This is a genomic window from Shewanella sp. JNE2, from assembly GCF_023159115.1.
Classification (GTDB): domain Bacteria; phylum Pseudomonadota; class Gammaproteobacteria; order Enterobacterales; family Shewanellaceae; genus Shewanella; species Shewanella putrefaciens.
This window is the reverse complement of sequence record NZ_CP096169.1, coordinates 4,162,758-4,177,779: the sequence shown is the minus strand read 5'-3', so window position 1 is coordinate 4,177,779 and position 15,022 is coordinate 4,162,758. Positions and strand designations below refer to the sequence as shown.

The following is a 15,022-nucleotide window of genomic DNA, read 5'->3' as shown; positions in this document are numbered from 1 at the left end:
CTCCTATGGTTATGTTGTCGTGTCTTAGAAGCTAAGTTTTATACCGCCTTGGCGCAGTATAGAGTCTTGAACGAATGGCATAAATTCACCGCCATTACGGCCATCTAGCCATTTACCCTCTACAAAGCCAAAGTGATAGCCGCCAAACCGCGTTGCAACCCAAATCTCATGCAAAGGTTCTTGCTTGTTGATCACAATCTTAGAGCCATCTACAAATTCCAATTGCAATACGTTGCCGCTGGCATCGATATCGACATCGGCATCTTGCTCATCAATTGCCGTTTCAATCGCGCTCTCTATGGCTTGGAACATGTCATCGGCGAGCTGGTGAAATTCTGTATCTGTCATAGCCATGCATTTCTATCCTTTGCTTTCGTCAAGATGGGTGCGATTATAAGGCTATTAGCCACCAGATGCACAGATGTTGAGAAAAATGAGACTGTTTTTATTGTTATTGCTTGGTAGCCTATTCATTACGGCATGCGGTCAGAAAGGCCCTTTATATAAAACGCCAGCGCCCCAAGTGAGCCCGCCTAAAAAAGTCGTGGCACCCAAGCCAATGCTAACGCCTGAAGAGCAGGCTGAAGCCACAACCGAAACGCGAGTTAAAACTGAACAGATACGCTAATTAGCCTAACTAACATTATTCTCGCAGCTAAGCACAGTAAGGAATCGGATATTGGATCACTTTCTCTACCATAATAATGCCCTGCACGCCGAAGGTTGTCAGGTTGCTGATTTAGCCAAAACCTATGGCACACCACTATATATATATTCCCGTGCGACACTTGAGCGCCATTGGCATGCTTTTAATAATGCCGTTATGGATCATCCACACCTCATTTGTTATGCGGTTAAAGCCAACGCTAACTTGGCCGTACTGAATGTGCTGGCACGTTTAGGCAGTGGTTTTGATATTGTGTCTGGCGGTGAGTTGGCAAGGGTTATCGAAGCAGGAGGCTCCCCCGCTAAAGTGGTGTTTTCTGGTGTGGGAAAAACCGTTGTCGAGATGGAGCAAGCGCTTAATCTGGGTATTTACTGTTTTAACGTTGAATCAAGCGCCGAGCTTGAGCAGTTAAATCTGGTTGCGGGTCGTTTAGGTAAAGTAGCACCCGTTTCATTGCGGATTAATCCCGATGTGGATGCAGGAACCCATCCCTATATTTCGACCGGCCTTAAGGAAAACAAATTTGGCATTGCTATGGATGAGGCTGAAATTGTTTTCGCCCGTGCCCATGCGTTACCACATCTAAAAGTGAAAGGTGTCGATTGTCATATCGGGTCACAACTCACTGAGATCCAACCATTTCTTGATGCAATGGATCGTATGCTGGCGCTCATAGATCGTCTGGCTGAGCAAGGAATTGTTATCGAACATTTCGATGTAGGCGGTGGTTTAGGAGTGACCTATGATGATGAAACGCCACCACATCCCGATGTATATGCGGCTGCGTTACTCAAGCGTTTAGGCAACCGTAAACTTAAACTGATTTTCGAGCCTGGCCGTGCGATTGCAGCTAATGCGGGGATTTTTGTCACTCAGGTGCTTTATCTGAAAGAAAACAGCGACAAGCGTTTTGCGATTGTCGATGGCGCGATGAATGACCTAATTCGCCCCGCACTTTACAGTGCATGGCAAAATATTATCCCAGTAGCGCCAAGAGACTCTGATGCCTATGAATTTGATATTGTAGGCCCTGTGTGTGAAACAGGCGATTTTCTAGGTAAAGAACGCAAGCTGGCTTTAGCTGCTGGCGATCTACTTGCGGTGCGTTCAAGTGGTGCCTATGGTTTTGCTATGGCATCCAATTACAATACTCGCCCCCGTGCGGCTGAAGTGATGGTCGATGGCGAGCACGCTTTCTTAGTGCGTGAGCGAGAAAAAATATCTCAACTCTGGCAAGGTGAGCAACTCCTGCCGTAAACTAGAAAAATTATATTGATTCAGGCGCTTGGTTTATTATTGAATAAACAGCGCCTCGGCTTAAAGGATAAGTATCTTGATCCAATTCACTAAGATGCACGGACTGGGCAACGATTTTATGGTGGTTGATGGTGTCACGCAGAACGTGTTCTTTTCGCCTGAGCAGATCCGCCGTTTAGCCGACCGTAACTTTGGTATAGGTTTTGACCAACTACTCTTGGTCGAGCCGCCCTATGATCCGGATTTAGATTTTCACTATCGCATCTTTAATGCCGATGGCAGTGAAGTTGAGCAGTGTGGTAATGGTGCTCGCTGTTTTGCCCGTTTTGTGCGCAATAAAGGACTAACAAATAAGAACAAAATTCGTGTTAGTACTTCATCTGGCAAAATGACATTACGTTTGGAGCGCGATGGAACTGTGACGGTGAATATGGGTGTTCCGATACTTGAACCAAGCCTTATTCCCTTTAAAGCTAAAAAGCCTGAAAAAACATATTTACTGCAAACTGCGCAGCAAACTTTTTTATGTGGCGCCGCTTCTATGGGCAATCCCCATTGCGTGCTTGATGTGGAAGATGTGACCAGTGCCGCCGTTGCCGAGATTGGTGCTTTGCTGACAAAACATGAACGCTTTCCTCGTGGGGTGAATGTCGGATTTATGCAGGTGATAAACTCTGGCCATATTAAACTGCGTGTTTATGAGCGCGGTGCTGCTGAAACCTTAGCTTGTGGCACAGGTGCTTGCGCTGCAGTGGTTGTGGGTCAAATACAAGGTAAACTTGATCAGCAAGTCCGTGTGGATTTACCGGGAGGCACGTTAACCATCAACTGGGAAGGCGAGGGTAAACCCCTGTGGATGACGGGGCCAGCACAACATGTTTATGATGGACAAATTCAGCTATGACAGAGCCCTTGATGCCACAGACGAATGTGCCCTTTGATGAGTTGATTATTCGCGAGTATCTGCTGGATAATCCTGATTTTTTCAATCGTTATCCTGAGCTATTGCTGGCAATGCGTTTGCCCCATACAGAACGTGGTGCGATTTCATTAGTAGAGCGACGCCAAGAAATGCTGCGTCAACGAGTCACCTTGCTTGAGGAAGAAATTACGAGCTTGCTGACCATGGCAGCGCGTAATGAAAAAATTTACCTTTTCAATACTGAGCTATCTTTCAAATTATTGAATTGTGCGGATTTAATCTCTCTTAAGGAAGTGCTCGCTGATAATTTAAAGCAGCAGTTTAATTTTAGCCATGTACGTTTAATCAATGTTCTCGATGTGGATATCGAGATGAAGGCGATTTGGGAACAACGTCTACGCAAGGGACATTATTTTGGCCGTTTAACCCAGCAAGAAGCCAAGCGACTTTTTGGTGCTGAAGTGGGCTCTGTTGCTTTAGTGAAGCTAGCCGAAGATATTCCCGTTATTTTTGCTATCGCTAGCCAAGATGCGACTCATTTTCACCCTGATATGGATAATATGCTGCTTGAGCAGTTACGTCGTTTATTGGCGTATATGTTAGCTAAATTATGATTTTTAGACTGTTACTTAAACTTATGTTTAGGAATAACGTCTATCTGATAGAGACGGATAAGGAACCGATAGGAGTACGCGAATGGGCGATATGTCGGACCTCGAAGTGACATGCCTGCAGGACTATGAGCGTTATTTACATTCAGAGCGGCAGTTGTCGGCTCACACTGTGCATAACTATCTCTATGAACTAAATCGTGTTAGTACGCTATTACCTAAAGACGTTACCTTACTTAATGTGGGTCGAGAGCATTGGCAACAAGTGCTCGCAAAATTACACCGCAAAGGCTTGAGCCCTCGCTCGCTTTCCTTGTGTTTATCTGCGATCAAACAGTGGGGTGAGTTTTTACTGCGGGAAGGGATGATAGCGGTTAATCCAGCCAAAGGACTCAGTGCACCTAAACAAGCCAAGCCACTGCCTAAAAATATGGATGTCGATTCCCTTACTCATTTACTTGAAATTGAAGGTACAGATCCCTTAACGCTGCGAGATAAAGCCATGATGGAATTGTTTTATTCCAGCGGATTACGTCTTGCCGAGTTAGCAGCACTCAATTTATCAAGTGTACAGTACGATCTGCGTGAAGTTAGAGTATTAGGTAAAGGCAATAAAGAGCGTATTGTGCCAGTAGGCAGTTATGCCATTAAGGCATTAGAGGCATGGCTTGTATGTCGTCAGCAAATTCCTTGCGAAGATTGTGCATTGTTTGTAACGGGAAAAGGTAGACGATTATCTCATCGGAGTATCCAGTCTCGGATGGCAAAGTGGGGGCAGGAACAAGCGTTATCAGTGCGAGTCCATCCCCATAAATTACGTCATTCTTTTGCGACTCATATGTTGGAGTCGAGTGCCGATCTGCGTGCTGTGCAGGAATTATTAGGCCATGCAAACCTCTCAACGACACAAATTTATACCAGTCTAGATTTCCAACATCTTGCGAAGGTGTATGATAGCGCCCATCCTAGAGCGAAAAAACAGCAGGATAAATAATGCGTTGTTATCTTAGACCTCAAAATATTCAAGCGATCAGTTTCGATCTCGATGATACTCTGTACGACAATCAACCTTATATTTTAAATGCCGAAGCCGAGTTAACTCAGTTTTTGCATCGGGCTTTTCCACTCACCAAGGCATGGCAAGCCTTCGACTGGCGAAGGTTGAAATTACAACTTCTGCAGCAAATTCCTGAGTTAGCACATGATACGTCTGCAGCAAGAGTTGCCACCCTTCGCCAAGGGTTATTACAACTGGGCTATTGTGAAAGCGAAGCCGAACGTGGCGCGAAAGAAGGTTTAGATTGCTTTTATTTCCACCGTAGTCATTTTAAGGTTTCTGACGCTGTGCTCTCTCTGCTCAAACAGTTATCAGGACATTTTAAGTTGGTTGGGATCACCAATGGCAATGTGGATCCTGAACGTATTGGGCTTGGAGATGCTTTTGAGTTTGTTTTGCGCCCAGGCCAAGGTGTGCATATGAAGCCTGCGAAGGATATGTTTTACCTTGCCTGTACTCGCTTAGATATTGGACCGCAACACCTTTTGCATGTGGGCGATAGTATGAATGCCGATGTGCGTGGTGCACGCTTAGCGGGGTGTCAGTCAGTTTGGCTTAACCCTAGTTTTGGACAAGTTGCATCCTTGCCAATTGCCGCGCTTTTGCCACACCTAGAGGTGGCTTCTTTAGATTCATTAGTTGAAATACTCGTGCCATAGTGTGGCTTTAATCTGGGCAACTAAGCCTCGATTTTTGCCCATCTAGGGTGATTAGGATCAAAGTTTATATTCCTTTTTTACAGTAGAGTTTTGGTTATCATTTAACCTTATTAAAACAAAAACTTATTCACCAAGGATGCTGATATGGCACGTTTATGCTTATTAACCCTATTTACTCTATTGTTTATTGCTCCAGCATCCGCCCATGAAATTCATTCTGGTGGTGGTTTTATGTCTGGATTTAATCATCCAGTGTTGGGGTTTGATCATCTGCTGGCGATGTTAAGTGTGGGGATGCTCAGTACTCAACTGGGGGGGCGTGCGATTTGGACGGTCCCCTTAGCTTTTGTCACCTTTATGTTAGTCGGTGGTATTTTAGGGTTATACGCGATTCCAGTGCCTTTCGTGGAAATCGGTATTGCTCTATCGGTATTATTACTCGGCCTGGCTATTGCTTTTGACCGTCAGCTGCCTCTGTTATTTGCCATGGCTTTTGTTGGGGTCTTTGCCATATTCCATGGGCATGCCCATGGTGCAGAAATGCCAGAATTAGCCAGCCCAGTACTCTATGCCCTTGGTTTTTTATGTGGCACCGCGGTAATCCATTTAGGCGGTGTGATGATAGGACTCGGTATGCAACGTGTTACTGGTCAGCGTAAATTGATGCGCTTTTCTGGCGCGGCAATAGCTGCTATGGGTGGATATTTACTCGCTGGGTTTTAGCGTTGGATTAACGTGCCTTGATCTGTTTATTGCACAGATGGGCACGTCTTAATAATTGGTTTACCTGCCGGCGGCTGGCGTGCATGTCGGCATCTCCTATTCGAAAATACGTACCTGTGTAAGCGTTGCCGCCAATATAGATGGGCTTTAAGTGTTCAGAGGCGAGAGGTACTCGGATCCGGATAAGTTTTTTATTCATAATTTCAATGAGCTGAACATCTGAAATCTCAAGAATATTGTGGCTTGTGCGCTGTGGATCATCGAGGATTTCCCAAAACTCTTGTAATACTGGCAGAGGATTAGGAATACCTTCAATGGTGAACTGACCGCGTTCTTCTCGTACGCCGAGGATGATCTCACCACCTAAGGTGTTGGCAAAAGAACTATAAGTTGCCCAAATATCCTCGGGGAGTTGGCCTTGGCCGTCACGGCCACCCGCGAGTTTAAATTCCACCTGAGCCGATTCTTGTAAGTTGGCAATATCGTCGAGCGCAAAGGATTGAAATGTCATGGCTGCTTGTCCATCAGCGGCACTTAAGTTTGTTGTAACATGCCTATGACTCAAAGGCCAGATCTGGGTCTAGCCTTTGGGACAGGATCGGACTAATGACTTAAGAGGATCGCGTCGTTAGTTATTGGGCTAAGTCCAAGCTCTTAGGAAATAATATATTGTTTTCTAAATGGATATGTTGGTGTAAATCGGCTTCAAATTCAGCGAGTGTGGCATAGCATACTCGCCATGTTGTGCAGGCATGTTCTGGTGGAGTGAAGTCATTGGTTAATTCGTGTAATTTCTGCAAAATTGCCCCTGCTTCTTCGTGCTCATGCTGCATAGCATTGATAGGATTACCAATATGACCAAAGCAACCCTCAACATGTTCCCCCTGACTGAGAGCGCGAATGGCAGGAAAGAGTATTTTTTCTTCTTTCATTAAATGCGGCATTAAATCTTCAATTAGGGCACGAACCCAGCCTGCAAAGGGGATTATTTCCGCATAATGTTCGCCATGAGCCCGTACCATCTTTTCTGAATACTCTATGAGTAAAGGGGCTTTTTCGCGCACGTATTGATGGTGAGTTGATTCTATATATTCGATAAGTTGATCTAAGGGTAATTGATTTAATTGATCTTCTTTGCAACCGGTAAGTGTTGCGGCATTCAGCGCAGCAACCACTTTTGCGGGCTCTACATTTGCACGCTCACAGGCGACCGCCAGTGATTTACCGCCGCCACAACAAAAATCGATACCAAATTGACTAAATACATGTGCGCGGCGAAAGTCTTCTGCCACTAGTTCACCTATTTTTCGTTCTAGCCAATGATTGTGTTGAGAATTAAACCCATGGGGTGGGAGTTGTGCATCTTTTGAGACAGAAGTAGCAGACATGAGTAGCTCCAGAGCAGCAATAAAGTTACATACATATTATTTGCAGCTTTAGTTTGTAGCAACTAATCCTGACTAAAATAGTCAGGTTTTGCAGTGCCAGTCACATAAATGGAGTCAAATAGAAGGAAGGCTATCTGATTGTTCTGAGCTACAAGCAACAGGAAGCCCAGATATCTAGCCCGTTATTTTGGCCTTGTAACCTTATCAAGTTGGTGTTGAATCAATTCTCTGGAGATTTGATTCATCTTAAGGGGGAAAAACCGCCCTCAAAGAGCCAAAAACGAGGCGCGATGGCGGGTTTTAGGGGGGCGTGAATCAGTCTGGTGTAGAGTGATTCACTGGCTCACTTTTGGGACAAAATGAGTTAGGTTATTAACTCTAACTCGTCATTTTAGGATGAAAATCTCTATGGGCTAACGCCCGGCTCACCGAGCAAATTTTTGATGGCGGCTTTTTTGCTTTTGCAAAAAAGGTGACAGCGGAAATTTGTCCGGTGCAGCCGTTTGTTATGTTCTTGCTGGTTCAAAATATAGGCCTTTCAGCTTTTCACGCTTAACTAACGATACGAAGCTCTCGCTTGCAATCAATAAAGGATGCTTAGCATTACCGGAGCCAAAGGCAACATCTGTGCGCGATAAATCAAAGCGCGGCGGTTCTTTTAAAAACGCGGGCGTGGCACCAACATATGATTCGTAATTGGCACAAACCGAACAAAATTTCTCAGCTCTAGATTTACGCTTTTCGGTATCAAAGGAAACTACGTTAGATACAAACATGACAAAGTATTCTGGTTCTTTACTGATTGCCACGAAATTTATGCCGGTTATGCCTTCTCTATTTAAAGTCTCTTTGAATTTCAGAGAGGCTATATAATAGCCATCATAAGTAGCCGATAAATCGTATGTTTTTCTTTTGATCTTAAAATCCTGATTTACGAACTCAAAGTTAGTCCTGTAATGACATCCTGGACAGACTTTTACGCCAATCACATCATCAAAAACTCTATCCGTGCTGGAGCACATGAAAGAGTCGTTATCATTAACGCTGACCGAAAAACTCTGCACAAACTCTCCATTTAGGGAACATAACATTTTATTAGTGCGCATGCGCATTTATCACGTTAGACCAGTAAAAATGCGCATAGCTAACTATCTGTTTATGCTTAATTTATCAGCTATTAATCAAATACACCATCTGGAAAAACGCGCATGCTCGTTTTCCAAACCTATTAACTAAAATTCAGTTACTATATTCAACTGATTTTAAATAGTTTTATTTATTTCAGATGGAATTAGCGCGCACTGATTTTGTCTAAAAATCATACCAAAACACCTAAATTTAAATACGACTGTATACCCATACATTGTTAGTCGATTTCTGGTAAGGCCAAACATAGGCAAATAGATAAGAATTTGTATGGTAGCAGGAGTGGGAATTTTCGGTTGAGCTAACGAGCCGAAACACGGAATGGGGCACCCGAAGCCAGCGCAAAATGGCTGTGTTTTCGCGTGTGAACCAGACTAGGCAAGTCTGATTCATTTATTATCAAAATCTAACACTTTTTAGCTCCACCCGCTCGGATAATGGCTCTCCATATTTAGGATTGGATTTATCGCCCTTAACGATAAATGCGCTGATTGATACAGTGTGTCGATGGCAAAGCTGATGCAAATTGGGTGGTTTTCCTGTCAATCCCCTGCATAACCCTATGCTTGATGCAGCATTCTTTTGATCTACTCCGCAATAAAAGTGACTAGCGCCTTAGGGTCGATAATATGCAGCTGCTGATCGCGTTTTTCGACAAGGCCGAGTTCAATGAGGGAGTTGAGTGCGCGGCGGTAGACGCGACTGCTGGTGCCAAAGCGTTCGGCTTCTTGCTCGACTTTGTTAAAGGCTCCGAGGGCGATATTGTTTTGACTGCGTTGTAGCAGATCGAGGGCGATATTGACGGCGATGGGGTGCAATAGGCGGTTGGTGTAGATTGCCATTGAGTCTTGATAATCCCATGCCAGAGCGGAGGCAAAAAAGAGCGCTAATTGCGGTTGAGTGACTATGCATTGCTGCAGTTTGGCGGCACAAATTACCTCGGCTTCCATCTGATCTTCGGCCATCACTGTCCACTGGCAGGGCAGTTTGGTAAAAAACTCAATTTCGCCAAAAATATGCTGATCACAATTTAGCTCACCTAACTGAAAGCGCCGACCATTGTGGGCGCTAGTATACATGGCGACTTTTCCTACGGACACGACATAAAGCTCACGCACATTTTGCCCCTGTTGCAACATGATATCACCGGGGGAAAATTGGCGACTGGCCGTTTGGCACTGAAATAAGGCCTGCTTAAAGAGTTCGCGCTGCTCGCTTAATGTGTCGCCAAAGCGGCTAGAGAGTTCAGGATGTAACTGCATGTTGATGATAGTTGTGGATATTGATGCGATTAAGGTACGCATTTCGCTGCAGGATTGATACTCATTCGATCATAAAATATGTAAATCCCTGCGTGCGGGCTGGCATTTTGGCGGCGGTAGATGGTCGTTCGCATTGTGTGTCGCCGTTGTTGTGACGCTGCAAACGTGTGTTATGACAGGTCGGTGTGAATGTGAGCTTTAGTGAGAATGATGGCGCATTGGCTGCGCCATTAAGAGGATGACTTGGTCGTTATCTGGATGCATTTATCGGCAAGGCTTACTGCTATTAACCTCAACAAGCTCTAATCACACAGTGCGTTGAGTGCGGCTAAAATGGCATGTTGCTCACCTTGGGCGCTTGCTTTGGACGATGCAACATAGTCATTAACGCCTGCTTTAACATCCTGCTCAAATAGCACTACGTTGGTTAGTATCGCCGCCACTTCAAGTTGGCGCAGTCGGCCGACGGTGAATAACGCAGCGGTTTCCATATCGGCCCCGAGTACGCCTTGGCGATGCCAATAGTGGCAGAGCTCCTGTTCTTGATTGGTATAAAAACTGTCGTGGGAGCGCACTACACCGCTATGGGCAATAATATGATGCTGCGCGCAGTATGCTTGCAGTTTGCCGACCAAACGATGATTGGCACAGGCCGGAAAGCTGGGCTTTACATAGCTGGCAGAGCCGCCATCATCACGCACTGCGGCCTCGGCAATAATCACATCACCTATGGTTATTTGCGGTTGTAGCGCACCGGCGGAGCCGATGCGGATAAGTTGTTTAACACCGCATTGATACAGTTCCTCAAGGGCAATGATCGCCGAGGGAGCACCAATACCTGTGCTGCAAACGGTGATTATAGTGTCGCCATAACGGCCACGCATCAGTCGAAACTCGCGGTTATCCGCCAAGGATTCGACATCCGTTAGATGCGCCGCGATGCGGTTGACTCGATTGGGTTCGCCGCAGACGACGGCTTTTTCACTAACTTGATGGGGCGCGACGAGAATATGGGGTTGAATACTCATTGTTGACCTTTATCAATTACTTAGCTTAGCGGTAGCCCCGAATTCTATCGGGCTGCCGCGAAGGGAAACCTTAGATAAACAATCCGACAATCGCGGCATTCATCAAGTTTGCTAACGTCGCCGCTAGCAGGACTTTCATCCCGAGCTGACCAATCAGCCCTGCGCGTTGTGGGATCATTTTACTCAGGGCGCCACACACCATGGCCACTGAGCCGATATTGGCAAAGCCGCAAAGGGCAATGGTCATAATGGCATTGCTGCGTGCAGACAGCTCCACATTGCCCATATTGGCGAAGGCAACAAACTCATTCATGGCGATTTTTTGGCCAAGGAAGGCGCCTGCAGTGCTTGCTTCGGCCCAAGGAATACCAATCAACCATGCTACTGGCGCAAACAAGGTGCCGAGGATCATATCTACGGTTAAGGTTGGCATGCCAAACAGTTCACCAATCGCACCCAATCCGCCGTTCAACAAGGCCATAAGGCCAATACAGGCAATAATAACTGCGCCGACGATGGCAGCGATTCCCATACCAGCAATGGCACCTTTGGCAATGGCATCAATAAAGCTGCTGGGTTTTTCATCATCGGGTAATTCTGGCACTTCGTTAACGGTTGGCTCGGTTTCTGGGATGAGTAACTTAGCGAACATCAACCCCGCAGGCGCTGACATAAAGCAAGCCATGATCAGATAGTTAAGCGCAACGCCCATGCCCGCGAGGCCCGCTAAAATGGATCCAGCAATCGAAGACAATCCGCCGACCATCACCGCAAAAATTTGCGCGCGGGTGAGAACGCGGTGGTAGGGCTTGATCAGTAACGGTGCTTCGGTTTGGCCGAGAATTATATTGCCTGCCGCATTCATTGACTCCGCCCGTGACGTGCCTAGTACCTTTTGCAAGCTGCCGCCAATGATTAACACAAACCACTGCATAATGCCTAAGTAGTACAACAAAGAAGTGAGTGCGGCAGTAAAGATGATTTGCGGTAATACCTGTAATGCCCAGACAAAACCAATGCCTTCAACGCTGAAATTGACTAAGCTGCCAAAGGCAAATTTAATCCCTTCAGTACCATAACCAAAGACTTTACCTACGGTATTCGATACGGCCAGCAGGACATCGGCACCGATCTCGGTTGCCAGCACAAAAAAAGCGAGCGCGATGATAATGCCAAATGCACCGATAACAGCGCGCCAGCTGATCAGACGGCGGTTGTCAGAACACAGCAAACCTACGCCTAAGAGCACTAAAATACCAAGGATGGACTGGATCATACTGAGTGGTCCTTATATGAATTAACGGCTGCAATCACACGCTCAGCGTGGGCCTTTGCAAGGGAAAGGGTGTTGGATTTGTTACCACCTTCGGCGGCAGTGGAGTTCATCTCAAAGCTAATAATGGTATCGATAATTTCGACAGCGGCTGCGCGAAATGGGTGTTCGTAAGCTTGCTGATATGCGTTAAAGGGTAAAAAGTTAAAGCCTGTCTCGCTGTAAGATTCTTCAGTCGCCCCCGCAGTAATAGAAAACAGGACCGGTTTACCTTGGAGCTGGCTACCATTGGGGCCAAAGGCAAAACCATAGGTAAATACCTCATCAATCCAATGTTTGAGTATGGCGGGGTAGGTGCTCCAATAGAGCGGGAATTGCACCACAATCACATCGGCATCGAGCAACTGTTGCTGCTCCGTGGCGGTATCCCCATCAAACTGAGCCACAGAATTAATACACCAGCCCGGCTGCTCAGCCTCAAGGGCAAGTATGCTGGCATTGGCCACAGACTGGGTTAAGTTAGGGTGCCCGTTTAGCACGAGTATGTTCATTTGCTAGCTCCTGAGAGGAAACGGTGCCGCCGTGTAGTTAAAACCAGAGGCCCAAGCACCGAGTTACGAAGTCATGGCGTGGATTATAGGGAGATAAGAGGGAATGCCAGAGGACATTTGTCTCCTAGCACCTGATGCAGCTCATACTATTGTGAAAGTTTGATTAAAACGTCGATATAAAAATGAATGAAGTGATAAGCGCAATGTCGGGTCATACCGGAATGCTAACGTTTATTCAGCGCTCAGCATTCAACTTTTTAATCCTGAGTGCTAAATCGTGCTCAGTGCATATGGCATCAATGTTGAACGCTAGTTAGCTTAGCGTTCTGCCATTGATGCTTGTTGTACGATAAAAATTTGATAACGCGAGAGGGATCTATGTCTCTAATTACCCAAGTTGTCCTGCAATCATCAGCTCTTTTGTTTCAGGGACTTCATTGTAGGATAAAACATGCAACCCTCTTGCGAATGCTAATGCGTAACGGGCGAGGAAGGGCCTAAGTTGTGGTGATACAAGTAGAATGGGGTTGTAGCCTTTCTCTTTTGTATCAGCGAGTAATAGCGGCATTTTTTGTTGCAGCTGTGCAAGTAGGTTCGGTTCTATTGGGAAGCTATCAAGCGATACACGCCCTTGCTGTTGTGATTGATTTAATGCGGTCATTAATGTTTGTTCTAACTCAGCGGTAAGTGTGAGTACATTTAACTGCGCACTGCTGCCAGCAATTTGGTGCAATATGCTATTGCGTAAGGCGCAGCGCACATCCGCTGCAAGTAATACCGGATCTTTAGTTTGTTCGCTACATTCCAGCAAGGTTGTCGCTATGGTGCGTATATCTTTAAGCGGCACTTGTTCTTTGAGTAACAAGCGAAAAACTTTGAGTAACTGAATGGGGGTTAAGCTCGTACTGAGTGATTCAGCGAGTTTTGGTGCTTGCTTACTGAGTCTGTCAGTTAATTGCATAATATCATCATGTTGCAATAACTCAGGCAGTGACTCACGCAGTAACTTACTCACATGAGTGGCAATAATGGTTGCGTTATCGACCACTGAGTAACCCAAGTTGAGTGCTTTAGCCTTTAAATCTGGTTGGATCCAGATGGCATCCATTTGATAGGCGGGTTCTTTGGTTAAGATCCCATCAATCTTGCCATACACGGGGCCACTTTTTATGGCTAATAGCAAATCGGGTTCGAGTTCTGCAATGGCCACCTGTGTTCCCATAAAGTTGATTTGATAAGCATGTGGCGCTAAGGCTAAGTTATCACGCACTCTGACTTCTGAGAGTAAAAATCCGATTTGTTCTGATAGCGTGCGTCTGATCCCTGTAAGGCGCTTCTGTAACTCTGCACCTTTCGTTTTTTCAACTAAATGGACCAGTCTATAGCCTAATCGCACTTCGATAATATCGATAAAGGGAAGTGATTCCCAGCTAGGCGCTGAAGGTTCTGTTAGGCTGGTTTCTATCAGTTCTTCGGTTTTTTCTTCGGTAAAAGCAGCCCTATTTTGGTTTTGCTTCCATGCGGCGAAACCAAGCAATATCGCAAAAGATAGGAAGACTAATGCTGGCATTCCCGGAGTTATCCCAAGAATTCCCATCACAATGGCCGCGGTAGCTAAGGTTTTTGGATTGGCTAATAATTGTCGACTTAACTGAGTCGGCATTTCTTCCGCATCGGAAACACGTGTGACAATAATGGCGGCAGCGGTGGCGAGCAGTAACGATGGAATTTGTGCGACAAGGCCGTCACCAATGGTTAATAAGGCATAGGTTTTAAAGGCTTCAGCGGCGCTGAGATCATGCATAAAGATACCTATGCAGATCCCGCCAATAATGTTGATGGCTAAGATTAATAGCCCCGCAATGGCATCACCTCTAACAAATTTTGATGCCCCATCCATGGAACCGTAAAAGTCGGCTTCCCTAGCAACATCTTGACGACGTACGCGTGCTTGTTCGTGGGTTAGCGTGCCAGCATTGAGATCGGCATCGATAGCCATCTGTTTACCGGGTAAGGCATCTAACGTAAACCGTGCCGAGACCTCGGAGATCCGTTCGCCACCTTTAGTGATAACAACAAAGTTAATTATCATTAAAATTAGGAAGATAACGGCACCGACAACATAGTTTCCACCAATAACGACTTCACCGAAGGCTTGAATCACCTTACCTGCTGAATCGCCACCTTCGTGTCCCTCGATGAGTACCACGCGCGTTGATGCGACGTTTAAGGTTAAACGCATTAAGGTGGCAAGTAGTAACAAGGTGGGAAAGACGGAAAACTCGAGCGGTCGCCTGATAGACACACTCACCAGTAGCACCATCACGGCAAGAACGATGTTAAACGTAAATAAAATGTCTAGTAGCCATGCCGGTAGCGGCAGAATCACCATAGCGAGAATAGCGAGCAGCATAACTGGAATACCAATATAGCTGTAATTTCCTGAAAAGGTGCGTCGTAGCCAATTCATAGGTTAAG

At 45.9% G+C, this 15,022-nt stretch carries 16 protein-coding genes; 7 read left to right on the top strand and 9 right to left on the bottom strand.

The features are described from left to right. Positions 1 to 24 precede the first annotated feature (24 nt). Entirely contained in the window at positions 25 to 354 is a 330-nt protein-coding gene (gene cyaY / locus MZ182_RS18620) for an iron donor protein CyaY (RefSeq protein ID WP_011790961.1), read from the bottom strand. Between the two features lie 67 nt (positions 355 to 421). Here cyaY and lptM point away from each other — a divergent pair, with 67 nt between their 5' ends. From lptM to MZ182_RS18585, 7 genes are all read left to right on the top strand, one after another. After that, the gene (lptM, locus tag MZ182_RS18615; RefSeq protein WP_011790960.1) at positions 422 to 628 is read left to right on the top strand and encodes an LPS translocon maturation chaperone LptM; all 207 of its coding nucleotides are present in this window, start codon (positions 422 to 424) and stop codon (positions 626 to 628) included. A 51-nt stretch (positions 629 to 679) separates the two neighbouring features. Next, positions 680 to 1,924, top strand: coding sequence for a diaminopimelate decarboxylase (gene lysA, locus MZ182_RS18610; RefSeq protein ID WP_248068828.1), 1,245 nt, complete (start codon positions 680 to 682; stop codon positions 1,922 to 1,924). A gap of 76 nt (positions 1,925 to 2,000) precedes the next feature. Next, on the top strand, positions 2,001 to 2,828 hold the full coding sequence (gene dapF / locus MZ182_RS18605) for a diaminopimelate epimerase (RefSeq protein ID WP_248068825.1): 828 nt from the start codon (positions 2,001 to 2,003) through the stop codon (positions 2,826 to 2,828). After that, a complete protein-coding gene (locus tag MZ182_RS18600) occupies positions 2,825 to 3,460 on the top strand; it encodes a DUF484 family protein (RefSeq protein WP_011920118.1) in 636 nt (211 codons plus the stop codon). Before dapF ends, MZ182_RS18600 begins: the two co-directional genes overlap by 4 nt. An 82-nt stretch (positions 3,461 to 3,542) precedes the next feature. Continuing rightward, positions 3,543 to 4,451 carry a tyrosine recombinase XerC gene (gene xerC / locus MZ182_RS18595; protein WP_011790956.1) on the top strand — a complete coding sequence of 303 codons (909 nt, stop codon included), beginning with the start codon at positions 3,543 to 3,545 and terminating at the stop codon, positions 4,449 to 4,451. Next, positions 4,451 to 5,173 (top strand): HAD-IA family hydrolase, encoded by a 723-nt coding sequence (locus tag MZ182_RS18590; protein ID WP_011790955.1) that lies wholly within the window; start codon positions 4,451 to 4,453, stop codon positions 5,171 to 5,173. Before xerC ends, MZ182_RS18590 begins: the two co-directional genes overlap by 1 nt. Before the next feature lie 144 nt (positions 5,174 to 5,317). Then, complete coding sequence (locus MZ182_RS18585; protein WP_011790954.1) at positions 5,318 to 5,896, top strand: HupE/UreJ family protein; 579 nt, start codon at positions 5,318 to 5,320, stop codon at positions 5,894 to 5,896. Between the two features lie 7 nt (positions 5,897 to 5,903). Here MZ182_RS18585 and MZ182_RS18580 read toward each other — a convergent pair whose 3' ends face one another. The 8 genes from MZ182_RS18580 to flhA all read right to left on the bottom strand — a co-directional run bounded on the left by MZ182_RS18580 (position 5,904) and on the right by flhA (position 15,014). Next, a complete protein-coding gene (locus MZ182_RS18580) occupies positions 5,904 to 6,407 on the bottom strand; it encodes a helix-turn-helix domain-containing protein (RefSeq protein WP_011790953.1) in 504 nt (167 codons plus the stop codon). A 121-nt stretch (positions 6,408 to 6,528) separates the two neighbouring features. Then, the gene (gene ric / locus MZ182_RS18575; RefSeq protein WP_248068822.1) at positions 6,529 to 7,284 is read right to left on the bottom strand and encodes an iron-sulfur cluster repair di-iron protein; all 756 of its coding nucleotides are present in this window, start codon (positions 7,282 to 7,284) and stop codon (positions 6,529 to 6,531) included. 506 nt (positions 7,285 to 7,790) lie between these two features. Next, on the bottom strand, positions 7,791 to 8,348 hold the full coding sequence (locus MZ182_RS18570) for a hypothetical protein (RefSeq protein ID WP_248068819.1): 558 nt from the start codon (positions 8,346 to 8,348) through the stop codon (positions 7,791 to 7,793). A gap of 669 nt (positions 8,349 to 9,017) precedes the next feature. Beyond that, complete coding sequence (locus MZ182_RS18565; RefSeq protein WP_248068817.1) at positions 9,018 to 9,734, bottom strand: Crp/Fnr family transcriptional regulator; 717 nt, start codon at positions 9,732 to 9,734, stop codon at positions 9,018 to 9,020. Between the two features lie 260 nt (positions 9,735 to 9,994). Then, positions 9,995 to 10,720: a nucleoside phosphorylase gene (locus tag MZ182_RS18560; RefSeq protein WP_248068814.1), complete on the bottom strand. Its 726-nt coding sequence runs from the start codon at positions 10,718 to 10,720 to the stop codon at positions 9,995 to 9,997. A 70-nt stretch (positions 10,721 to 10,790) separates the two neighbouring features. After that, the gene (locus MZ182_RS18555) at positions 10,791 to 11,996 is read right to left on the bottom strand and encodes a NupC/NupG family nucleoside CNT transporter (protein ID WP_248068811.1); all 1,206 of its coding nucleotides are present in this window, start codon (positions 11,994 to 11,996) and stop codon (positions 10,791 to 10,793) included. Further along, positions 11,993 to 12,544 (bottom strand): NAD(P)H-dependent oxidoreductase, encoded by a 552-nt coding sequence (locus tag MZ182_RS18550; RefSeq protein ID WP_248068809.1) that lies wholly within the window; start codon positions 12,542 to 12,544, stop codon positions 11,993 to 11,995. The genes MZ182_RS18555 and MZ182_RS18550 overlap by 4 nt, the downstream gene beginning before the upstream one ends. A 388-nt stretch (positions 12,545 to 12,932) precedes the next feature. Further along, a complete protein-coding gene (gene flhA / locus MZ182_RS18545) occupies positions 12,933 to 15,014 on the bottom strand; it encodes a flagellar biosynthesis protein FlhA (protein ID WP_248068806.1) in 2,082 nt (693 codons plus the stop codon). Positions 15,015 to 15,022 lie beyond the last annotated feature (8 nt).